Below are 20835 nucleotides of genomic sequence, written 5' to 3' on the forward strand. Positions count from 1 at the left end.
GCTTATTTTTCTTCAAGTATGGTCGATAGCGGAACGGAGAGCTTCGCAGCAAGATAATCATCAGCTTCAATTAGTGCAGGGCCAATACGGTTCATCCATACATCATCTTCATGGATTTGTCCGATATCATTTTTATCAGGCAGCGTATAAGGTAATGATTTATAAAATGACCAAAAATCAAGATGATCTAAATTTCTAACCAAGACATATTCATTATTATCTGTACGTTTAATAATATTTTGCTGTTCCAATAAATTGACATATTTAGGCCAGCGGCCAATTTCACCGCGTCCTAGAATATCAAGGGCCTCCAGATCGGTTACGGTTTTACCTTGTTTTTGTTTTTTATAGAATAATTCAAGCATATCTAAAAGCATGAGAATTGGATGACGCGTTTCAGTTTTACCTGTATGAAATGCTGTGAGGGCATAACTTATCTCAACACCAAGCAGTACGATGTTCCAAGAGAGATAAATCCACAACAGGAAAATTGGAATCGCTGCAAAAGCACCGTAAATCAACTGATAACTGGTAAAGTTAGTCATCACGAAGCCGAATAAATTTTTCAGTAACTCGAAGGTAACAGCACTAAAAATCGCAGCAATCATGGCTGCTTTTATTGGAACAGAGCGGTTTGGAATCGTCCAATACAAGGCAAAAAAACCAAATGCGGTGAGTGCAAATGAGATGACCCATAAAATAAACGTGCCATTCAATTCATAACCTGCAAAATTATTGCTTAGGATGTTCATAGACGCTAAAGTCGATGAAATCACAAAAGCCGAACCCAGTAGGATTGGTCCCAGTGAAATGATGGTCCAATAGCGCATAAAACCAATAATGCCATTACGCGTTTCTGTCACACGCCAAATACGATTGAATGCTGTCTCAATGCTGGTGAGCATCATTACTGTGGTAAAGAATAAAAATAGCACACCAATAATGGTCAAATTACTCGAATTGTCAGTAAATGCATTCAATGCTTTGTCGAATGCGATACTGGTTTTAGGCAGAAAATTACTGTAGATCAATTGTTGTAATTGTTGCCGAGCAGGTTCTAATGCTTTAATCGATGAAATGATAACCAAGAATACGGTCAACATCGGCACGACAGCGAAAAGTGTGGTGTAAGTTAAAGAGCCTGCTTGCTCACGACAATTGTTAGCTTCAAAGCGTCGTAGTACAAACAAAATAAACTGAAACCATGTTTTATTGTAGAAAGGTAACTTTTTTAAGATTTCCGCCATAAATAATGAGTCTCGAGTATTTTTTAGTTAAAATTCTGTGCGTTCGTTGCACAGCTTAACCAAATTTTAAAAAAAATACCGTATAGTTTTCTTTTTTCATTGGATGATCTTTTTATGCAAGCATATGTTCTAGTTTTGTATTACAGCAAATATGGTTCAACCAAGGAAATGGCACATTTAATTGCTCAAGGAGTTGAATCTACTGGAATGCTTGCGAAAATTAGAACAGTTCCACAGTTGGCAACAGTGGTGACCGAAGCAGCACCGAGTATTCCAGAGGAGGGCGATATTTATGCGACTTTGGATGATCTTCAACATTGTTCTGGACTTGCATTAGGATCACCAACTCGATTTGGCAATATGGCATCAGAAATGAAATATTTTTGGGATCAAACAACGAGCTTATGGCTCAATGGTGCATTGCATAATAAACCTGCTTGTGTGTTTGGTTCATCGGGGTCTATGCACGGCGGACAGGAAAGTACATTACTGACTATGTTGCCACCTTTGTTTCATCATGGAATGTTGATTTTGGGTTTAACCAATGCCAACCCAGCTTTATCGAATACAAAATCAGGTGGGACACCCTACGGTGCTACGCATGTCAGTGGTCCTAGACACGATCAATCTCTAAGCCAAGATGAAAAATCACTGTGTATCGAGCAAGGGAAACGATTAGGTGAAGTGGCGTTGCAAATGTTAAAGAAATAATTTTAAAGATTATTTTATCAGGCATAAAAAAGTGAGCTTCTCGCTCACTTTTATTTTGAAATATGCTTTTGTTCAAACCGGTGTTTGCACTTTTTACATTGGTAATCGAGGAAAACATTTTTGTCGACGATTTCTCCCGCTTTTTTTCCAAAACGATGACCTAAAAAGCCACCAGTCACACCCACACTGATTGCACCAACAAAAGTGCCAATTGTGCCACCCATGATTACACCTAAAGGGCCTGCAACAGCGCCAATGGAAGCGCCAATAGAAGCACCTGATGCAGCACCACCTACAGTACCCGCAGTCGTACCCGCTGCGGAAAGAAGAACACCACCTGTTTTTTGCAGTAATTGTTCATGGTTGCGTTTTTCAATATCAGTTGAACCGCATTTTGGGCAGTGTATTTCTAAGTTTTCAGTCATTTAGGATTGCTCTAATCTATACATCCATTTATTTAAAAGATTCTAGCATTGCGCTTAAAGTTGCAACATGGCTGAATGTAGAAAAACTGTAATGCCAGATAAAATAAAAAATTGATTTCAAAATAGATTAATTTAATTTTTAAGGATAAAACCGTAGTTTATGAGCAGGATGGCTTAGATCTTGAACTGAATAACTAAGCGCAAATAGTGATTTAATTTTTTTCGAAGTTTGGCTTATTTTTTTATTCCAATCAAAAAAATTACCAAGACAATGAAAAAATTATTTGTACTAAGTACTATTGTGACATTGAGTTTTAGCCTCATTGCATGCTCAAAAGAAAAGCCTACTGATCTTAAGGGGCAAGATGAACCAAATGAAAAATTAACAACATTGAATATTGGCTATCAAAAAGCGGCGCTTAAATTCATCGTTGCAAAACAAAATAAAACTTTTGAGCAGGCATTTCCTGGTGTGAAAATTCAATGGAAAGAATTCCCGGCAGGTCCTCAAACACTAGAAGCATTAAATGTCGGTGCTATAGATGTGGGGTATACAGGAGATACACCTGTAATTTTCGCACTTTCTGCAGGTAAACCAATTCAATATTTAGCGTATGAAAATGGATCTAAAAATGCACACAGCTTGCTGTTACCCAAAGACAGCACGATTCAAAGCTTAAAGGATCTAAAAGGTAAGCGTATTGGTGTTACACAAGGTTCAAGTGCTCATTACTTTCTCTCACAAATATTAGATCAAGCTCAATTAAGTTGGTCTGATATTCAACCCGTCTGGTTAACGCCTGCAGATGCACGAGCTGCTATTGATAAAAAATCACTCGATGCTTGGGCGATTTGGGATCCTTATGCAAGTGCTGCTTCGCTTAAAGGTGATACACGTGTTCTTATTGATTCAAAAGCTTTGCCATTGGCGTATAGCTTCTATTTGTCTTCTCCTAAATTTTTAAAACAACACCGGGTTGAAGCCCAAAGATTTGTGCAAACATTAAATCAAGTAGATGATTGGATCAATCAACACCCAGATCAAGCCGCAAAAATTTTGGCGCAAAGTACAAGCTTGGACGAAAATATTACCAAACTGGTTTTAGAAAAAAGAAATATTCCTGCTTATGCCAAACTGGTCGATACAGATACAGTTAATGCGCAACAAAAAATTGCAGATTTATTTTATCAGCTCAAACTCATTCCGAATGCCGTGTCTTTAAAAGATCATGTGTGGACTGGGCAAGACTAAGTGATTGAATGCGAATCATATTTTTATAGTCGAATAAGTATTCAATTTAAATGATTTCAAAAGCATTCATCTTTCAGTCATTAATACAATGAAGTATTAGAAAGATGAGTGCATCATGAATCAACCATTACAACAAAGCTTAACCGCACTTCCTATTCTGAATTTAAGTCAATTTGATCAATCATCAACGCAAGCAGATTTTCTGCAACGACTTGCACATATCGCCAAGGATATTGGTTTTTTTTATTTGATAGGTCATGGCATTTCAGCTGAAAAAATTTCAGAGATTCAGCGTATTACTCGGCAGTTTTTTTCGCTGCCACAAGAACAAAAAGATGAAATCGCTATGATTCATTCCCCGCATTTTCGAGGGTATAGTCGAGTAAATGCCGAAGTTACACGTCTGCAACCTGATTTTAGAGAACAAATAGACATTGGTTTTGAACTTGCAGCATTAGAACCTGAAACTGGACCGACATGGAGATGTTTGCAGGGACCAAATCAGTGGCCTTCGAATTGGCCTGAGTTTCAACGCGTAGTCACTCCATGGCAACGAGATCTCAGACAAGTTGCAATTAAATTATTAAAAGCCTTGTTGCTTTCATTGGGGCAGCAGGACACAGCACTTGATCAATTGATTACAGGCAGTCCACATGAACTACTCAAGCTGATTCATTATCCTCCAATTGATCAAATGAATCATCAGGGGGTAGGCCCTCATAAAGACTCCAATATTTTAACTTTACTTTTACAAGACCAAGTCGGAGGGCTTCAGGTCTTAAGTCAAGGTAAATGGATTGAAGTACCATTTGTTGAACACGCATTTGTCGTCAATATCGGTGAGGTTTTAGAGCTTGCTACGAATGGTTATTTGATTGCAAATCAACATCGAGTCATATCTCCAACGAATGCAGATCGGTATTCGGTTGCTTATTTTCTTTCTCCCAATTTATTTGCTGGTGAAATTCCGCTTTTAAATCTTGCAGATAATTTACAAGCGCTTGCACAAGGACCAGAGACAGATCCACTGAATCCTTTACTGAGAAATGTGGGAGAAAACTGTATCAAAGGTCGACTTAGATCTCATTTAGACGTTACAGAAAAATATTATCCAGAGCAATTTAAACAACTCAAACAATCAACAACAATATCGAGTAAATCATGAAGTCAAAATACGCCCAATTTTTATTTATTATTTTTACAATTCTCATTATCAGTGCATGTAGTGCTCAACCTGAACCTCAAAAAACAAAGCAAACACAACAAACAATCGTGATCGGATCACATGGATCTGATGTTGATATTTGGAGATATATCGCGGATTCTGATCAGGCCAAAACAGCAAATGTTGACATTGATGTGAAAGAAATTAATGACGGTGTGGCTTTGAATCAAGCTTTGCTCGATGGTGAAATTGATGTAAATGCATTTCAATCTTGGGCGTATTTCAAAGAATTTAATGACTTGAATCATCATAAGCTTGCTGTCTTGGCGACCACTTATTTAGAGCCTATGGGTTTATATTCTCAAAATTACACGTCACTAACTGCTTTGCCTGATCGGGCCTTAATTGCAATTCCAAATGATGTGGCGAATACAGCACGTGCATTAAGGTTATTAGAACGTGCTCAGCTAATTACACTTAAGCCTGATTTTAATACGATTTCTGGAACTCTTGAAAGTATCCAGTCAAATCCGAAATCACTTCAATTTAAATTGGTCAAAGGTGCACAACTACCACGTGTATTGTCTGAGGTGGATTTAGCCGCAATTGGAAATACTATTGCTCTAGAAAGTGGACTAAATGTAATAACAAATGCGATATTTAAAGAAGAGGTTACTGATAAAGCTTTAGAAAATGTCAATATACTTGCAGTGCGTAAAGATCGATTGAATGATCCACAATTTCAAAAACTTTCAAATCTTTACCATCAGCCTTACGTTGAAGATTATATTCAAAAGCATTTTGGTGGTACAAAATTAGGTATTCAACTTGATCCTGCCACATTAAAATAAAAAAGCGCCGTTAGGCGCTTTTTTAATGTTCAAAATTATTCTTGAACAAAAGTCACTGTCCCATTTGCAAGTGATTCAACACGAGCAAGTGATTCAACTCGGTAACCTTTTTCAAGTAAAAGATCACGGCCAGGTTGGAACGACTTTTCAATCACGATACCAATCCCGACAACCTCAGCTTCAGCTTGGTGAATCAAATCAGCTAAACCTAAAGCTGCTTGTCCATTTGCAAGAAAGTCATCGATCACAAGAACCTTATCTGTTGCTGCAATGTGCTTCTTAGAAATAGCAATTGTGCTTTCTACTTGCTTTGTAAATGAGAATACTTTTGAACGATATAAATCATCTTTTAAAGTTAAAGATTGATACTTACGTGCAAAAATTACCGGTACACCAAGTTCCAAGCCAGCCATCACAGCAGGTGCGATACCTGAAGCTTCAATTGTGATGATTTTGGTGATGCCTGCATCTTTGAATAGACGAGCAAATTCTTGACCAATTTTTTGCATCATCACTGGGTCGATTTGGTGGTTTAGAAAAGAATCAACTTTTAAAACCTGATCAGATAGAACGATACCTTCGTTTAAGATTTTCTGTTCTAGTGCGTACACGGGAGAATCCTCTAGGGCAGGTGCCTTTTTAAGCAAAGACGTATTTTAAAAAGCATCTGCAAAAAAGCAAGTAAAAAATGCCTTAATTTTGTGGACCGTTATACCCTGTCAGTAAGAGCCCGTATGAAGATTTCTTATCTTGGTGTGTGACTTTGACTGGTAGATAGTCCAATTTCGGAGACAGCCAAAAAATCGTTTCACGACCTGGTTTATCATGTTTCATCACTACTTTGATGGTATCAAACGTACCGTACTTGGTTTCTACTTTTTCAGCGCCTTGTTTGATGAAACGACGTGATTCAACTTCTTTAGCATCTGCAATCCAGTATTGCGATTTTAAACCATTATTTTTTAAGTCTTCACGAATTTGCAATTCTGCATTTAACTCATCCAGTACACCAGATTTCCAAGCAAATGAACGTTGCTCTTTATCTTTGGTGGTGTTAATGGTTTTGGCACTTGGATTAAATTTAATGCTCATTGTATTGTTATGAACCAAAATTTTACTGGTGCGACTGAAATTGGATGATTGAATCTGATTATTGTTGAATGTGAAGTTACTGGTTTCAGTCGCTGAAGCAATACCACCTGCTTTAGCTGCAAAAACGTAATTCCAGGTGTTACCTGATTTTTTCAAGGTTCGTGTTGCTGACCCCAAGTTTTTACCATTGTATGCAAACTGATAAGAGGCTTGGAAGGGTGTCATGGCAAGCGCTTGACTTGAATAGCCTGTGAAAAGCACGGCTGTACCTACACTTGCAATCACACTCAAAGTTTTAAACGATTTAAATGCCATAAATATTTTCCTTTACCTTCGTATCGAAGGATCACTTGAAGTTTTATTATCTCTGATAAATAAGGAGAAATAATCAATAATCACAGTGAAAATGTATTTTTCTGTAGCTTAAGCTTTATGACGAGATTAGAACTTTGCGCTCTAGTCGTCCTTTTGTTTAATTGGTGTAATGTGATCACTTTCCACTTCATCAGACTTAGATTTGAATCGATCAGTATTCATTTTGCTAAATAAAGCCATCAAATTTACATTACCAATCACCACCAATTCTGTTTCACGAAGTTCTGCATGGTTGACGTGTACTTTGCCCAATGTTTCGATGATCGAGCGATTTTTTCCGAGCCACTGATTTAAATCGAGATGTAAGAGATCATCTTTGACTTTAATGACATTAAAACGCTCTAAAATCATGCCAAGTGGATCTTTACGAAGAATTTTTTGATAGAAAAATAGTGCAGAGCGGAATGCAATTTTCATCCAAAAGGTTTGAAATTTTGCTTCAATGACTTCGGTTTCACTAATTTGTTCAAATACAATCAGTTGTACGTCTTTATTCAATTCCATTTGAATGAGCTTTAAATCTACAGAGAGAATGGTATAAAGCCCTTTCACATTCAAAGTGGCATAGAGTCGAAGCCAATCGTCATGTAAATCAGCATGTAAATCTTCAAGTATGCTGACATTGTCGGTCACAAAGCGCTTGAAAGTCGCATTTAAAAAAACTTGAGAGACAGGAAATTCACGTTCTTCTTCAATAAACCCTTCAGCCTTTTGATAGACTTTACGAAATTTGTTCGCGATATTTGAAATAATCGTTGGCATAAGTGAAGTTCCATTACCTCTAAATATTGTGAGATGTCAGCTAGTGTATATCTTGTAGGTGATTACTGCCGAAGGATAACAGCTTATCCAATTGCGATGTAATGTTTACAAAGACGTTTATTATGGTTTTGAGGGTCAGGCGTTATTTAAGTTTAATCTATTGGTTTCGCATGACTTTATCTTATTTTATCTGAAGAACTTGCTCAATATTTAACTCATTTGTCTAAAATATGTCATCAATATAAAGAACAACTCGATTTATTCAGATTGATAAGCGCGCTGAATTTGACAGACCTTAATCGAATACGTGCCATACCATGATAGGCGACCTTTTTGTTGGGCATAAAGATGTTGGGTATCTTGGCGCCAAGCTTGAATATCCTCTAACCGATTCCAATAAGAAAGACTGACTTCATTATCCTTCTCTTGATAGCTTTCAAACTTTGTACAATGGTAATCATGCATCGCTTTATGCCGCATTTGGCTAGCCAATATTACATATTCATCATCAATTTTTTTTATTTTAGCTTTGAAGATGACAACGAAGTTCATTTTTGAATACTCATTTATTATTTTAATGTGCTTCCCGAATAACGGGAAGCAAAGACTGACGTCATTGAGGAGTGTTATTCGTCATCCAAAAGCAAGTAAGGATTTTCAAAACCTAGTTTTTGTAAAATCTCAATCTCAATTGCTTCCATTTCCTCAGCATCTTGTTCAGAAGTTTCATGATCATAGCCCATCAGATGTAAAGTACCGTGAACCAACATATGAGTGAAATGTGTTAATGGTGCTTTAGATTGTTCTTCTGCTTCACGAAGCACAACGGGAATACAAATCACCAGATCTCCGATCGGGAAACTGTCTAGAATTTCAGCCATTTCATCTGGTAAGTCGCTTGGAAAAGATAAAACATTGGTTGGCTTATCTTTACCACGATATTCAAGGTTAAGTTTGTGACTTTCTTCGACATCTACGCAAGCTATACCAATTTCACAATCGCTTTGTGTATCAATATGACGAAGTGTGGTTTCAATAATTTTTTTAACATACGCACGTTTGAGCACCAAGCTTGATGCTTCAAACGATTGTTGTAATGAGAGACTGAGTTTCAAAATCTTGCCTTGAGCGTGATTAGATTTAAATTACTCTGCATCTTGATGCTGAGCATCAGCAGCAGAATCATTTTCTGATATGAGTGCTTCTTGACGCGCTTTACGTTCCGCACGTGCTTCAGCAGTTAAACGATGTTGTTCACTGTCCCAACCTTCGTATGCTTCTACAATTTTTTGTACAAGCTGATGTCTTACAACATCACGTGAGTGAAAACGTGTGATATGGATTTCTTTAATCTTTTCAAGCACGCGTAATGAATGTGCCAAACCAGACTGTTGCCCACGTGGTAAATCCACTTGGGTAATGTCACCGGTAATGACTGCACGCGAACCAAAACCAAGACGAGTTAAGAACATTTTCATCTGTTCTGGCGTTGTATTTTGGGCTTCATCTAAAATGACAAAGGAGTGATTGAGTGTACGACCACGCATATATGCAAGTGGCGCTACTTCAATAATTTGACGCTCAATTAATTTTGCCACTTTTTCAAAGCCAAGCATTTCATACAGGGCATCATAGAGTGGGCGTAAATAAGGATCAATTTTTTGTGATAAGTCACCTGGCAAGAAGCCAAGTTTTTCACCCGCTTCCACAGCAGGGCGAACTAAAAGAATACGTTGAATTTCATTGCGTTCAAGCATATCAACGGCAGCAGCTACAGCCAAATAGGTCTTACCTGTACCCGCTGGACCAATCCCGAAAGAAATATCACTTTGAAGAATGCGTTGTACATAGCGTTTTTGGTTGGTCCCCCGCGGATTAATGCGGCCCTTACGGGTTTGGAGCCAGACTTCGTCAAGTCCAGTGTGTTCTTGATTAGGATCCAATTGTAATTCATGATCAGTCTGGCTGCCTTGAATCATTAAATGAATCAAATCAGAGCTGATTTGTTGAGAAACTTCAGCTTCGGCGTATAAGCGCTGAAGTAAGCTTTCAACTCTCTCGACTTCATCAATTCCACCGTCAATAAAAAAACTATCGCCACGCTGACTGATTTTTACATCTAAACGTTGTTCAATTTGTTTCATATGACCGTTGTACGCGCCAAGCATGGTTTGTAAACGGTCCATTGAAACACCGGGAAAAGCCACTGTACGTCGAATCGCTGCAGTCAAGAGATTTCCTTTAGAGTCTGTTAATCTATACCTCTACATTACGCCACGTCAGGTTCAAGATTCAAGAGTTCACCGTAAACTAAATTTAAGGTTTTAATCTCTGTAATCTCAATCTCTGCAAAGCGTCCGAGCCAAGAAGCATCACCAATAAATGTTACTAAACGTGTATTGTCTGCGGTTCCTACCAATAAGTTTGGATCATGTTTTGAAACGCTCTCAATGAGCACACGTTGGACAGTACCAAGCATAGCATCAGTTTTTTGGATACTTGATTGCTTGATCCATTGTTGAACTTTAGCCAAGCGCTCTTTTTTAACATCTTCAGGTGTTAAATCTTCCAGCTCTGATGCTGGTGTACCAGGACGTTTCGAGTAGATGAAGCTATAAGAATGATCAAAATCTAAGTCTTGAATAAATTGATATGTCTCTTCAAAGTTAGCATCAGTTTCACCAGGGAAGCCAATAATAAAGTCTGAAGACAAATGCATATCAGGGCGTACCTGGCGTAATTTAGCAATCTTATCGATATAAACGTCAATTGTGTGGTTACGCTTCATTGCTTTCAATACATCATTTGAACCACTTTGAACTGGTAAATGAAGGTGAGAAACCATCTGTGGTAAATCACGATAGCATTGGATAAGGTCATCATTGAATTCTAATGGATGAGATGTCGTATAACGAATACGACCAATGCCTGGAATTTCCGCCACTAGACGAAGAAGATCAGCAAACGTACAGATTTCACCTTCGAATGTTTCTCCGCGGTAACCATTTACGTTTTGACCGAGTAAAGAAACCTCTCGTACGCCTTTTTCCGCAAGACCAGCAATTTCAGCAAGTACATCATCTAGGGGACGTGAGACTTCCTCACCACGAGTGTATGGCACCACGCAGAATGAACAGTATTTTGAACAGCCTTCCATAATCGATACGAACGCTTTATAACCTTCAACGCGAGGTTCAGGTAAGAAGTCGAACTTTTCGATATCTGGAAATGAGATGTCTACCAGTTTGATTTTCTCTTTTTTCGGCTTTTCAATTTGATCCGTATGCTGATCAAGCATTTGTGGCAAACGGTGAAGTGTTTGTGGACCAAATACCATGTCGACATAAGGTGCACGTTTTTGGATATTGTCACCTTCTTGAGATGCAACACATCCACCTACACCAATCACCAAATCAGGATTTTTTTCTTTCAGCTTGCGCCAGCGACCTAATTCTGAAAATACTTTTTCTTGCGCTTTTTCACGAATTGAACAGGTATTCATTAAAAGAATATCTGCATCAGCAGGGTCTGTCGTTAATACATAACCGTGTGAATCACCTAGCAAGTCGGCCATACGATGACTGTCATACTCATTCATCTGACACCCTTGCGTTTCGATATACAGTTTTTTGACTGCACCATCGATGGCTGGGGTGTGCTGTGGCTGGGTAACAGTGTTTTCTGAGGCAGCTGGGGCACTATTCGGAATGAAGGTTTGAACCGTCATGAAGGCTCCTATCCTATAAAAAGGGATAAATATGTTCCGGTGAAGTATGGGGGAATCCCACACTCAATAAAAGCGAGCTATTTTACAGTATTTGGACTACGGGTTGAACAAATATATAAATCAGATCAAGTTTATGGATTTACAGTAAAAATACTTTAAAATAATAGTGGTTAATCAGCGCTTTACATAACAGAACAGTACTTGATCATTAGAGTATTTAAAATACATTTTAAAATTGCCAAGCGCTGCAAAAGAGTTGATCATGCAAAAAAGCATGTCCAAATGTAGCGACGAGTTAAAGTTGAGAAGAGAAGCGTGTTAAAAAAAGCAGTGAAGCAAAAACAGTTAAAACAATATTTAATGGGGCTGATAACACTAGGTTGTTTGCCCGTTGCTCATGCGGCTGAAGAGCAATTTAATGAGGCGATTAAATTTGCGAACTCGGGTAATACAGCTCAGCTCGAATATTATCGTTCTGCAATGCAAAATGATGCGCTTGGATATTATCCAGAATATTGGATGTTGAATAATAATTTAGGCTTCCAACCCGCAACGAATATTATCAGCTTTGCACAGCGCTATCCTCAATCTGCAATGGCTGAAAAATTAGCTGCAGATTATGTCGAAGAAAAGGTAAAACAAGCGGATTTTAAGACAGCTCAACCTGTTTTACCTTATGTCACCAATCCTGACCAAGCTGAAAGCTGTGCAGTTGCGCAAGTGCGAGCAAAAAATGGCGATACACTGGTATACGCTGAATATAAAGATGTATGGCTTAAAACAGAATCACAGCCGGAATCGTGTAATGGTTTAGGTCGCTTAATGTTAAGTAGTCCTTTACTCACGACTACGGATCGTCAACAGCGCCTATATGCGCAACTCAGAGCGGGACAGTCTGGTCCAGCAATCGCAACAGCACAAACTCTGGGTTTAAGCTTGTCGTTAGCACAATTAAATCAAATTCAGGCAGATCCGTTGAATTATTTATGGTCTGCGACCAAAGGAACAACAGCAGATTATGCTTATTTGGTATTTGCTTTAGGTCGTGCTGCGGATGCGGACTTGAACACGGCGCTTCAAAATCTTCCTCGTGTTGTGCAAGGTGTTCCTGCAGATGTTCAAAAATATATGTACCGCACGGTGGCGTATATTGGAGGTACGACAGTGATGAAAAATAATTTTAATCCTGAAGTGCTGAAGAACTTTGATTACAGTTATGGCGTGCCTTTTACACCAGAAGAGGCTGAAATTTACGCACGTCAAGCGATTCGTTTTGGTGAGTGGGAAAGTGTGTTGCGTGCCATAGACAGTATGAGCGTTACGCAAAAACAAGAAGATCGCTGGCAATATTGGATGGCGAGAGCGTATGAAAATCGCAAAGATCAAGCTTCCAAGCAAGCTGCGAAAAGTATTTATCAACGATTAGCTGCCGCTGGCGATGATTATCATAATCTGTTGGCAAAAGACCATTTAGGCATTCGTTATAATGAAGCAGATGATCGTGCTCAACCAAGCGCACAGGATATTCAACGTTTAGATCAAGATATTCACTTTAGACGTGCTTTTGCATTACGCAACATCAATGCTTCAGCAACTTATACAAATCGCGAATGGAATTGGGCTGTCCGCCAAGCTTATCTTAAGCAAGATGATGGCCTATTACTGGCTGCTGCAAAACGTGCCACGGAAATGGGGTGGTATGACCGTGCCATTTATGCGGCGGAAAGAACAGTTAACCGTCATAACTATGCATATCGTTACGCGACACCACATCAAAATCTGGTGGTGACGCATAGTAAAAATGCAGGGATTGATCCTTCATGGGCTTATGGTTTAATGCGTCAAGAAAGTCGCTTTGTGACCACGGCTCGTTCCCATGTCGGTGCTGGTGGGTTGATGCAAATTATGCCTGCAACAGCAAAAGATGTGGCACGAAAAATGGGTGAAACGTATAATCCTGCTGCATTATCAGATCCGAATACCAATATTCGTTATGGGACATATTACCTGTCAATGATTCAAGGTATGCTGAGTAACAGTCCCGTTCTGGCTACAGCTGGCTATAATGCAGGGCTGACTAGAGCACGCCGTTGGCAACCAGAGTTCAAAAGCATTGCTGCGGATCAATACACAGAGTCAATACCACTTCATGAAACACGAGACTATGTGAAGAAAGTCATGACCAATGCTGCTCATTATGGTGTTTTGCTTGGGCAAGGGCCGCAAGCGATCGAAAGTCGTATGCCACCTATTCCAGTTAGAAATACTCAATAGCTTTTCAACTACTTTTGTGAGCTTGAATGAATCACACAAAACTGCTGTTTAATCGTCAACACACTTACCTCCTCAGTAGTTTGAGCGTAGGGGTTTTGTTGTGTTCAGCAGATGTGATGGCGTCAGGGAAAGGTTTGCAAGGTTATGTGCTTCAAGTACAAATGACACCTGCCATTTGTGCATTAGATCGAACAAAAGCGAAACAACGTAAATGTCTGGAAGGATATTCACTGACGATAAAGGGTCTCATTCCAGAAACCAGTCGTCATGATTGTGAAACGACTTCGTCTGCCGCCTTAGCACCTCTACAAAAGAGGGTTGTTGCTAGGGTGATGCCTGATGAGCAGGCAAGGGTTCAGTTATGGGCAAACTATGGTGGTTGCGTTCCAATGAATGCCAGTCAGTATTTTCGTACAATTATTAACCATGCAGACCAATTAAAAGTTCCTGACTACTTAACAGGAGTGGATCGCCGAACAGTCTCTATGGCGACATTGCGATCTCAATTCATCAAACTCAATCCAAAATTACCCAGCCAAGGTATTGAATTTCACTGCCAAAGCTTAAATGGTCGCCCAGTGTTAACAGGGGTTGAAATCTGTTATCGCACGAATGGTCAATTCAAGTCATGTGCATCTGATATTGTCTCAACATGCCCAAAAACATTTGACATAGAGGGCGCATACTAATTTATTTCCGTGAAGTTAATTTATATTTCCTATCAGACTTTTGTTGAAATTCATTCTCTTTTCAATGCATCTGTCAAAGTATTGGAGTACAATCTTCGCCGTTTATGATTATTAAGATTAGATAGAACAGCTATTTAATCGCATTGACTATCCTCTCAACTGGAGATAATTACATGAAGCAACCTGTTCGCGTTGCCGTTACTGGCGCTGCTGGTCAAATTGGTTACAGCCTTTTATTCCGTATCGCTAGCGGTGAAATGTTGGGTAAAGACCAACCAGTTATTCTTCAATTATTAGAAATTCCTGTTGAGAAAGCTCAACAAGCGCTTAAAGGCGTGATGATGGAACTTGACGATTGTGCTTTCCCATTGTTGGCTGGCATGATCGGTACTGATGATCCTAAAGTAGCATTCAAAGATGCTGACTACGCGCTTCTTGTTGGTTCACGTCCACGTGGTCCTGGTATGGAACGTGCTGACCTTCTTAAAGTCAACGGTGAAATCTTCATCGGTCAAGGTCAAGCGCTTAATGAAGTTGCTAGCCGTGACGTTAAAGTTCTTGTTGTAGGTAACCCTGCTAACACGAATGCTTATATCGCAATGAAATCTGCGCCAGATCTTCCAGCGAAAAACTTCACAGCAATGTTACGTCTTGACCACAACCGTGCGTTAACTCAACTTGCTCAAAAAGCTGGTGTTGCAGTGTCTGACATCAAAAACATGACAGTTTGGGGTAACCACTCTCCAACAATGTATGCTGACTACCGTTTTGCTAACGTAAACGGCGAAAGCTTAAAAGACAAAATCAACGATGCTGCATGGAATAAAGACGTATTCCTTCCAACTGTTGGTAAGCGTGGTGCTGCGATCATCGAAGCGCGTGGTCTTTCTTCTGCTGCTTCTGCTGCAAACGCTGCAATCGACCATATGCGCGATTGGGCTCTTGGCACAAACGGCGAATGGGTAACTATGGGTATTCCTTCTGATGGTTCTTACGGTATCCCTGAAGGCGTAATGTTCGGTTTCCCTGTAACTTGTGAAAATGGCGAGTACAAAATCGTTCAAGGTCTTGAAATTGACGAATTCAGCCGTGAGCGTATCAACTTCACGCTTAATGAGTTAGAAGAAGAACGTGCAGCGATTGCTGACATGGTTAAATAATTTAGTTTTCAACTAAATTAAAAAAGCACTCCGAATGGAGTGCTTTTTTAATGCACAAAACTTAACAATGCTTAAGAAATCCTTCTACATTGAACTTTTTATTGACATGTTATCTTGAACAAAATCATGAAAATTCAAGGAGCAATCCATGTTAGATATGGAAGTAAATCAAGAATTACTTTTTGAGCAACTGGGCTTAGATAGCTCACCTGAAGGCATTGATCAATTTATACAAACACATCGGCTTGATCCCAATACGCCGATGCATGAAGCTGATTTTTGGAACCCATCGCAACGCGATTTTATTATTAGTCATTGGAAAAAAGATAATGAATGGGCCATTGTCATTGATCAACTGAGTGAGCAACTCACAAACGACACAAAGTGATGAAAATATAATCACAAATTGAAACAATAAACCCAGACCAAAAGCTGGGTTTTTTCTTGGATTTCTTATAAGTTATTTAAATAATAATTTTATTAAAATCTGATAAGGAGAGTCACTTGATGGAACATAAACCTTCCTTAGCGTTATTGTTTTCTCAATTGGGGTTAGCAAATAGTCCAGCCGCAATTGAACTCTATATCCGTACACATCAGCTTTCCGCTCAACAAAATTTACATGATGCGCCATTCTGGAATAAAGGTCAGCGCGACTTCTTAATTAGTCATTTAGTACAAGATGATGATTGGGCAATATGGATAGATGAACTTAATCAACAATTACATATGGATGCATATAAATTAAAAATGGCCTAAAAAAAGCCCCATTCATGGGGCTTTTTTTAATGCACTTTAGGTTTGGTTAACTGGATAAACCATTCTTGATCATGAAATTGTTTGAAAGATGGGTGGGTTCTTACGACATCTAAATCATGATCAATGGTTTTAAAATATTTATTCAGCCAATGGCGTGTAAGTGCTGATTCTTTACGAGAAGCACAAGCATAAGCCAGATTAAAATAAACATCACTATGGTTGGTTGACGTTAATGATTTTAAAATTTGCTGAGTGATAATCGCAAATTTTTCATCTTGAGTAATCTCAAAATACATCATGTAGGCTCTAGCTAACATCAGGGTCAGATTAATATACAAACGCATTGGCATTTCTTCAAAATCCACTCGACCTTGCTCAAGAAGGACTATGGCTTCTTGAAGAAAATGGATTTGTTCCTGACGAAGTGTACTAATGCTGACTAACTCTAGGCGCAACTCAGCACGTTCAAAGGCAAGCTCAGGCGTATTTTTTTGTAAGTAGAGTTGGTCTGTTTCACCAATGCGTTGAATAATTAGCTTGGTATTTGATTGCATGGATGAGTCCTCATCAGGTTTAAAACCTATATGGAGGCAAATCCAAAAAATTAAAGCGCTAAATCAAAGTTCGTTCTGTCCTTAACCAAGCTGTAATTGAAAGGCGTTGATGCTGTGTAACCAGCACTTCATGTAATAAATCGCTTTGAAACAGAGCGATGCGATTAGATTTGGGTTCAATAATATGCCATTGATTATTCTTATCTTGGAGTCTTAGTTGGCCACCCCAATTCTCCTGCCATTGTTCATGTAAATAAAAAACTGTCGAGATCACACGTCCATTTTTATCTTGAGGGTTATCACGATGTAAAGCATAGAAATCACCAGGGTTATAACAAGCGAAATGCGCTTCTACTTCTTGAATGCCTAAATAAAATTCGCGGTTTAATATTTGGGAGAGTGATTGTAGGGTTTGTATATGTTGATGGGAGATTGAAAGTTTTGGATTTAACCACAAAATGTGATCGCTGCGGATCGTGCTGACTACGCCATTTTGAATTGCGGCATTTCTAAAATCATTAAGATGGTTTTGGCATTCGGTAACAACGTTTTTTAAATAGTTTATTGGGTATGCATGATCGATGATACTGAAGCCATGTTGATCTAAATCATCAAGGATTTGATCAACACTCCAATCCCCTGGGATGACAACTGCTTCCATATTTATCTCGCTATTTACTGTATAAAAAAAAGGTCAGCTATTTTAGAGTAATAATCGATTCTGAATGAAACACTTTTTCATGTTAAAATGATTGTTGATCTTAGGAATAATTGAAACATGAATTACCGTCACCATTTCCATGCTGGAAACTTTGCCGATGTCATGAAGCATGTATTGTTGCTTCAGATTTTGTCGCGTCTTAATCAGAAAGATAAGCCGTATCGTTACATTGATACACATGGTGGTGCAGGTAAATACGATTTATCAACCTCTGCAGCACAGAAGTCGGGAGAGTTCTTAAATGGTATTCACCGTTTAGTTAAACTAGATGACTCTATCAAGCGTCAAGCCCCTGAAGGAGTTAAGCAATATCTTAAAATTGTAGAAGATATGCGTGCAGGTTCAGGAAAAGGCGCTTATCCAGGATCGCCTTGGTTTGCTTTGGAAGGCATGCGTGAAACAGATAAAGCAACTATTTTTGAGATGCAACGAGATGTATTTCAGCAACTTTATATGAATGTGCGTGATCGTCGTGCAGGTTTGCATGAGCGTGATGCTTATGAAGGTCTGCTTGGTGTGATTCCTCCTAAAGAAAAACGTGGATTGGTCATGATTGATCCACCATATGAGGTGGAGCGAAAGGATTTTCCGCAGTTGGTTGAACTCATCGCTACAGCATATAAGAAATGGCCTACAGGCGTATTTGCAATTTGGTACCCAATTAAAGACCGCGCGATGATTGATCGTTTTGAGAAAAAAATGATTAAGACTGGTATTCGCCGTCAATTGGTTTGTGAAGTATGTGTGTGGCCAGACGATACGCCTGTGGGCTTAAACGGTTGTGGTTTATTGGTGATTAATCCACCTTGGAAGTTTTCTGAAGATGCAGATGAAGCATTACAATGGCTTTTCCCACACTTAAGAATGAGTGAAAATGGTGGTCATGCTGCCGTTCGTTGGTTGGTCGGCGAATAAGAATATTGAGAGATAAGGCTACAGTTAGGACGAATGACAATGACAAATATAAATAAACCTGAAACTGAATCTTCTCCAAGAAATGTTCCAGGCTTTGATGGTATTACTTTCGAAGTTGAAGAAGAGGAACATACGCAAGAAGGGCAAAAGGTTAAGCGTCGTGGGATTTATCTGTGGCCAAATCTGATTACTACTGCGGCATTGTTGTCAGGGTTTTACTCAATTATTGCAAGTATGAATGGCGAATTCACACAAGCAATTTATGCCATTTTTATTGCTGCTTTATTTGATGGTTTAGATGGTCGGGTCGCACGAGCAATTGGAGCGCAAAGTCCTTTTGGTGAGCAATTTGACTCATTATCAGATATGTTGGCATTTGGTGTTGCGCCTGCAATTTTGATGTATAGCTGGAGTCTTCATGATCTAGGTCGAATCGGTTTGGCTGCATGTTTTGTCTACACTGCTTGTGCTGCATTCCGATTGGCACGTTTCAATGTGCAAATAGGTGTGGTTGATAAACGCTATTTTATTGGTGTAGCCAGTCCTCTAGCCGCAGTAATGATCATTTCTTTGGTCTGGGTGGGGCGTGATTTCCCTGAAATTTTTGTACTATCTGATCCAATGATTCAGACCATAAATGCAGTCATTATTATTGCGGTTGGCTTGTTGATGATTTCGAATATTAAATACTATTCGTTTAAAACCGTAGATCGTAAACGTGTGCCGTTCGCAGTCTTGCCTATTGTTGTGTTTATCTTTGCTGCGATTACATACAATATTCCTGTCGGTATTTTAGTGCTCTCGATAATTTATGCACTTTCAGGTTTCGTCACTACGTTTTTGGCTCGAGAAAAAACAATATAAATAAAAAAGGAGTTTGATATGCAGTTGTTGATGAGTTTAGCGGACGATTCAAAACAGCTGAATCAGGCTCCTTTTCCTCTTCGGTTGGATTATCACGGTCCACGAGGAATCTATAAAATTATTCATCAAGGATTGATGATTCCAGGATTACCATCACCCCTTCATTATTTTAATTTTTTAACCATTATCGGGCAGCCGAATGTTCCAATGCTGCGTAATGATTATGCAATTAAAACAAAAGCCTTGGATACTGTTTCACTCATCACGAGTATTAGTCCACATATGGTTGGACATTTTCATGGTTATTCAATCATCAATGATTGCGAGATCAAAGAGAATAAATTTGTATTTGGACAAAGAGAGCAATTAGAAGGCTCAATTCCGAACTTCAAATTAATAAGAAAGGACAATGAGCTTTCCGTTGATCTGAGTATTCAAACTGAACCAATTATTTCGCACTTTACCAAACTAAAATTAGGTTTATTTGATCACTGGTCATTAGTGTGTCAATGCAAAGGAACAGTAACCTATAAAGAACAAACATATAAAATTGACCAGTTAGGATCATTTGAATTTGCTAGAGCGATCAATATTCCTTATCTACCACTTCACTTTTTTACCTATCAGATTATTAATTTGATTGATCAAAGGCAGTTACTTCTTGCTCATATACGTAATGGTTTAAATCAAATTGTGCAATCAAGGATGTATTTAAGAGATTTAAAAACTCAGACATCTGAAATGTTTGATGATATTTATTTCAAAGTCCATCGTGTATACCCAAAAGTAAAAACCCCTAATGGGCATGAGATGTATTTAGCGCGTGTATTTGAATGGTCATTTGAAAATAAAAAAAGAAAAATAATCGTGAAAGGTGAAAGTCGTGGAGATTTTAAATTCGGTCTTGCCGCAGGTTATGTCGGTAGTTTTAGTTATGAGGTGCAGATTGACGGAATTCAAGAAGAGGGGCAATCTGGGTATTGTGAATATATAGATTGCCGTAGTTTAAAGTGGCAAGAAATTAATAAAGATGAAAAATTAATGGATAATTTTGCAAGTATTGTGCCATGCACGCTTAAAAAATAGCTCAAAAAGCAGAAAAACACGTAAATTGAACAATAAATATCCAGTTAATCATATTTTTTTTAAATATTTAAAAAACATGGTTGCATTGGGAGAGGAATGCTGTAGAATGCACATCCATCGGCGGTGATGTTGATTAAAACTTGTTGAAAAACAAGGATTTAGCTGAATAGGTTGGATCTAAGTTTTGAGAATGAGTTAGAAAATAA

23 protein-coding genes are annotated in these 20835 nt (G+C 38.7%); 12 read left to right on the plus strand and 11 right to left on the minus strand.

The genetic code is table 11. The annotated features are described in order from the left end of the window. Positions 1-2: 2 nt before the first annotated feature. Positions 3-1247 (minus strand): YihY family inner membrane protein, encoded by a 1245-nt coding sequence (locus FTV17_RS10300; RefSeq protein WP_179999293.1) that lies wholly within the window; start codon positions 1245-1247, stop codon positions 3-5. Positions 1248-1361: 114 nt separating this feature from the next. Here FTV17_RS10300 and wrbA point away from each other — a divergent pair, with 114 nt between their 5' ends. Continuing rightward, positions 1362-1958 carry an NAD(P)H:quinone oxidoreductase gene (gene wrbA / locus FTV17_RS10305; protein ID WP_179999295.1) on the plus strand — a complete coding sequence of 199 codons (597 nt, stop codon included), beginning with the start codon at positions 1362-1364 and terminating at the stop codon, positions 1956-1958. A gap of 50 nt (positions 1959-2008) precedes the next feature. Here wrbA and FTV17_RS10310 read toward each other — a convergent pair whose 3' ends face one another. After that, positions 2009-2383, minus strand: coding sequence for a hypothetical protein (locus tag FTV17_RS10310; RefSeq protein ID WP_035265212.1), 375 nt, complete (start codon positions 2381-2383; stop codon positions 2009-2011). Between the two features lie 271 nt (positions 2384-2654). Between FTV17_RS10310 and FTV17_RS10315 the strand changes: the two genes are divergently transcribed. From FTV17_RS10315 to FTV17_RS10325, 3 genes are all read left to right on the plus strand, one after another. Continuing rightward, positions 2655-3635 (plus strand): aliphatic sulfonate ABC transporter substrate-binding protein, encoded by a 981-nt coding sequence (locus FTV17_RS10315; RefSeq protein WP_179999298.1) that lies wholly within the window; start codon positions 2655-2657, stop codon positions 3633-3635. 115 nt (positions 3636-3750) lie between these two features. Beyond that, positions 3751-4800, plus strand: coding sequence for an isopenicillin N synthase family oxygenase (locus FTV17_RS10320; RefSeq protein WP_179999300.1), 1050 nt, complete (start codon positions 3751-3753; stop codon positions 4798-4800). Further along, entirely contained in the window at positions 4797-5651 is an 855-nt protein-coding gene (locus tag FTV17_RS10325) for a MetQ/NlpA family ABC transporter substrate-binding protein (protein ID WP_179999302.1), read from the plus strand. Before FTV17_RS10320 ends, FTV17_RS10325 begins: the two co-directional genes overlap by 4 nt. A gap of 35 nt (positions 5652-5686) precedes the next feature. On the opposite strand, the gene FTV17_RS10330 is transcribed toward FTV17_RS10325, so the two are convergent. The 7 genes from FTV17_RS10330 to miaB all read right to left on the minus strand — a co-directional run bounded on the left by FTV17_RS10330 (position 5687) and on the right by miaB (position 11607). Further along, a complete protein-coding gene (locus FTV17_RS10330; RefSeq protein WP_179999304.1) occupies positions 5687-6262 on the minus strand; it encodes a xanthine phosphoribosyltransferase in 576 nt (191 codons plus the stop codon). 82 nt (positions 6263-6344) lie between these two features. Further along, the gene (locus FTV17_RS10335) at positions 6345-7058 is read right to left on the minus strand and encodes a DUF3108 domain-containing protein (protein WP_179999306.1); all 714 of its coding nucleotides are present in this window, start codon (positions 7056-7058) and stop codon (positions 6345-6347) included. A gap of 141 nt (positions 7059-7199) precedes the next feature. After that, positions 7200-7880, minus strand: coding sequence for a hypothetical protein (locus FTV17_RS10340; RefSeq protein WP_179999309.1), 681 nt, complete (start codon positions 7878-7880; stop codon positions 7200-7202). A gap of 258 nt (positions 7881-8138) precedes the next feature. Beyond that, complete coding sequence (locus FTV17_RS10345) at positions 8139-8432, minus strand: antibiotic biosynthesis monooxygenase (RefSeq protein WP_179999311.1); 294 nt, start codon at positions 8430-8432, stop codon at positions 8139-8141. 74 nt (positions 8433-8506) lie between these two features. Beyond that, positions 8507-8995, minus strand: coding sequence for an rRNA maturation RNase YbeY (gene ybeY, locus FTV17_RS10350; RefSeq protein ID WP_179999313.1), 489 nt, complete (start codon positions 8993-8995; stop codon positions 8507-8509). A 30-nt stretch (positions 8996-9025) separates the two neighbouring features. Further along, positions 9026-10111: a PhoH family protein gene (locus FTV17_RS10355; protein ID WP_179999315.1), complete on the minus strand. Its 1086-nt coding sequence runs from the start codon at positions 10109-10111 to the stop codon at positions 9026-9028. Positions 10112-10149: 38 nt separating this feature from the next. After that, entirely contained in the window at positions 10150-11607 is a 1458-nt protein-coding gene (gene miaB, locus FTV17_RS10360; RefSeq protein WP_179999317.1) for a tRNA (N6-isopentenyl adenosine(37)-C2)-methylthiotransferase MiaB, read from the minus strand. A gap of 360 nt (positions 11608-11967) precedes the next feature. On the opposite strand from miaB, the gene FTV17_RS10365 reads away from it, so the two are divergent. From FTV17_RS10365 to FTV17_RS10385, 5 genes are all read left to right on the plus strand, one after another. Further along, positions 11968-13881, plus strand: a complete 1914-nt coding sequence (locus FTV17_RS10365; protein WP_218945338.1) for a lytic transglycosylase domain-containing protein — start codon at positions 11968-11970, stop codon at positions 13879-13881. Positions 13882-13907: 26 nt separating this feature from the next. Further along, positions 13908-14570 carry a ribonuclease I gene (locus FTV17_RS10370; RefSeq protein WP_179999319.1) on the plus strand — a complete coding sequence of 221 codons (663 nt, stop codon included), beginning with the start codon at positions 13908-13910 and terminating at the stop codon, positions 14568-14570. A gap of 173 nt (positions 14571-14743) precedes the next feature. Next, positions 14744-15730 carry a malate dehydrogenase gene (locus FTV17_RS10375; protein WP_035269892.1) on the plus strand — a complete coding sequence of 329 codons (987 nt, stop codon included), beginning with the start codon at positions 14744-14746 and terminating at the stop codon, positions 15728-15730. 148 nt (positions 15731-15878) lie between these two features. Next, positions 15879-16118, plus strand: a complete 240-nt coding sequence (locus tag FTV17_RS10380; RefSeq protein ID WP_179999322.1) for a DUF2789 family protein — start codon at positions 15879-15881, stop codon at positions 16116-16118. A gap of 119 nt (positions 16119-16237) precedes the next feature. Next, positions 16238-16489, plus strand: coding sequence for a DUF2789 family protein (locus tag FTV17_RS10385; protein WP_035269894.1), 252 nt, complete (start codon positions 16238-16240; stop codon positions 16487-16489). Positions 16490-16515: 26 nt separating this feature from the next. On the opposite strand, the gene FTV17_RS10390 is transcribed toward FTV17_RS10385, so the two are convergent. Both FTV17_RS10390 and FTV17_RS10395 read right to left on the minus strand, forming a co-directional pair. Then, positions 16516-17043 carry a hypothetical protein gene (locus tag FTV17_RS10390; RefSeq protein WP_179999324.1) on the minus strand — a complete coding sequence of 176 codons (528 nt, stop codon included), beginning with the start codon at positions 17041-17043 and terminating at the stop codon, positions 16516-16518. 58 nt (positions 17044-17101) lie between these two features. Continuing rightward, positions 17102-17704, minus strand: a complete 603-nt coding sequence (locus tag FTV17_RS10395; RefSeq protein WP_179999326.1) for a 2OG-Fe(II) oxygenase — start codon at positions 17702-17704, stop codon at positions 17102-17104. Between the two features lie 117 nt (positions 17705-17821). Between FTV17_RS10395 and FTV17_RS10400 the strand changes: the two genes are divergently transcribed. From FTV17_RS10400 to FTV17_RS10410, 3 genes are read left to right on the plus strand one after another with little or no spacing between them, the layout of a single operon-like run. Continuing rightward, entirely contained in the window at positions 17822-18679 is an 858-nt protein-coding gene (locus FTV17_RS10400) for a 23S rRNA (adenine(2030)-N(6))-methyltransferase RlmJ (RefSeq protein WP_179999328.1), read from the plus strand. A 39-nt stretch (positions 18680-18718) separates the two neighbouring features. Next, positions 18719-19543 carry a CDP-diacylglycerol--serine O-phosphatidyltransferase gene (gene pssA / locus FTV17_RS10405; protein ID WP_035269898.1) on the plus strand — a complete coding sequence of 275 codons (825 nt, stop codon included), beginning with the start codon at positions 18719-18721 and terminating at the stop codon, positions 19541-19543. Positions 19544-19561: 18 nt separating this feature from the next. Continuing rightward, positions 19562-20629, plus strand: a complete 1068-nt coding sequence (locus tag FTV17_RS10410; RefSeq protein WP_179999330.1) for a DUF6670 family protein — start codon at positions 19562-19564, stop codon at positions 20627-20629. Positions 20630-20835 lie beyond the last annotated feature (206 nt).

Origin of the sequence: Acinetobacter sp. YH12239, assembly GCF_013417635.1 — a bacterium.
GTDB lineage: Bacteria > Pseudomonadota > Gammaproteobacteria > Pseudomonadales > Moraxellaceae > Acinetobacter.

What these genes read in the sequence shown, in the direction of transcription:
- FTV17_RS10340 (WP_179999309.1), bottom strand. Translation starts at nt 7,880, where the DNA reads ATGCCAACGATTATTTCAAATATCGCGAACAAATTTCGTAAAGTCTAT.
- FTV17_RS10390 (WP_179999324.1), bottom strand. Translation starts at nt 17,043, where the DNA reads ATGCAATCAAATACCAAGCTAATTATTCAACGCATTGGTGAAACAGAC.
- FTV17_RS10370 (WP_179999319.1), top strand. Translation starts at nt 13,908, where the DNA reads ATGAATCACACAAAACTGCTGTTTAATCGTCAACACACTTACCTCCTC.
- FTV17_RS10300 (WP_179999293.1), bottom strand. Translation starts at nt 1,247, where the DNA reads ATGGCGGAAATCTTAAAAAAGTTACCTTTCTACAATAAAACATGGTTT.
- FTV17_RS10395 (WP_179999326.1), bottom strand. Translation starts at nt 17,704, where the DNA reads ATGGAAGCAGTTGTCATCCCAGGGGATTGGAGTGTTGATCAAATCCTT.
- FTV17_RS10310 (WP_035265212.1), bottom strand. Translation starts at nt 2,383, where the DNA reads ATGACTGAAAACTTAGAAATACACTGCCCAAAATGCGGTTCAACTGAT.
- wrbA (WP_179999295.1), top strand. Translation starts at nt 1,362, where the DNA reads ATGCAAGCATATGTTCTAGTTTTGTATTACAGCAAATATGGTTCAACC.
- FTV17_RS10375 (WP_035269892.1), top strand. Translation starts at nt 14,744, where the DNA reads ATGAAGCAACCTGTTCGCGTTGCCGTTACTGGCGCTGCTGGTCAAATT.
- FTV17_RS10380 (WP_179999322.1), top strand. Translation starts at nt 15,879, where the DNA reads ATGTTAGATATGGAAGTAAATCAAGAATTACTTTTTGAGCAACTGGGC.
- pssA (WP_035269898.1), top strand. Translation starts at nt 18,719, where the DNA reads ATGACAAATATAAATAAACCTGAAACTGAATCTTCTCCAAGAAATGTT.
- FTV17_RS10315 (WP_179999298.1), top strand. Translation starts at nt 2,655, where the DNA reads ATGAAAAAATTATTTGTACTAAGTACTATTGTGACATTGAGTTTTAGC.
- miaB (WP_179999317.1), bottom strand. Translation starts at nt 11,607, where the DNA reads ATGACGGTTCAAACCTTCATTCCGAATAGTGCCCCAGCTGCCTCAGAA.
- FTV17_RS10335 (WP_179999306.1), bottom strand. Translation starts at nt 7,058, where the DNA reads ATGGCATTTAAATCGTTTAAAACTTTGAGTGTGATTGCAAGTGTAGGT.
- FTV17_RS10345 (WP_179999311.1), bottom strand. Translation starts at nt 8,432, where the DNA reads ATGAACTTCGTTGTCATCTTCAAAGCTAAAATAAAAAAAATTGATGAT.
- FTV17_RS10385 (WP_035269894.1), top strand. Translation starts at nt 16,238, where the DNA reads ATGGAACATAAACCTTCCTTAGCGTTATTGTTTTCTCAATTGGGGTTA.
- FTV17_RS10410 (WP_179999330.1), top strand. Translation starts at nt 19,562, where the DNA reads ATGCAGTTGTTGATGAGTTTAGCGGACGATTCAAAACAGCTGAATCAG.
- FTV17_RS10400 (WP_179999328.1), top strand. Translation starts at nt 17,822, where the DNA reads ATGAATTACCGTCACCATTTCCATGCTGGAAACTTTGCCGATGTCATG.
- FTV17_RS10365 (WP_218945338.1), top strand. Translation starts at nt 11,968, where the DNA reads ATGGGGCTGATAACACTAGGTTGTTTGCCCGTTGCTCATGCGGCTGAA.
- FTV17_RS10320 (WP_179999300.1), top strand. Translation starts at nt 3,751, where the DNA reads ATGAATCAACCATTACAACAAAGCTTAACCGCACTTCCTATTCTGAAT.
- FTV17_RS10325 (WP_179999302.1), top strand. Translation starts at nt 4,797, where the DNA reads ATGAAGTCAAAATACGCCCAATTTTTATTTATTATTTTTACAATTCTC.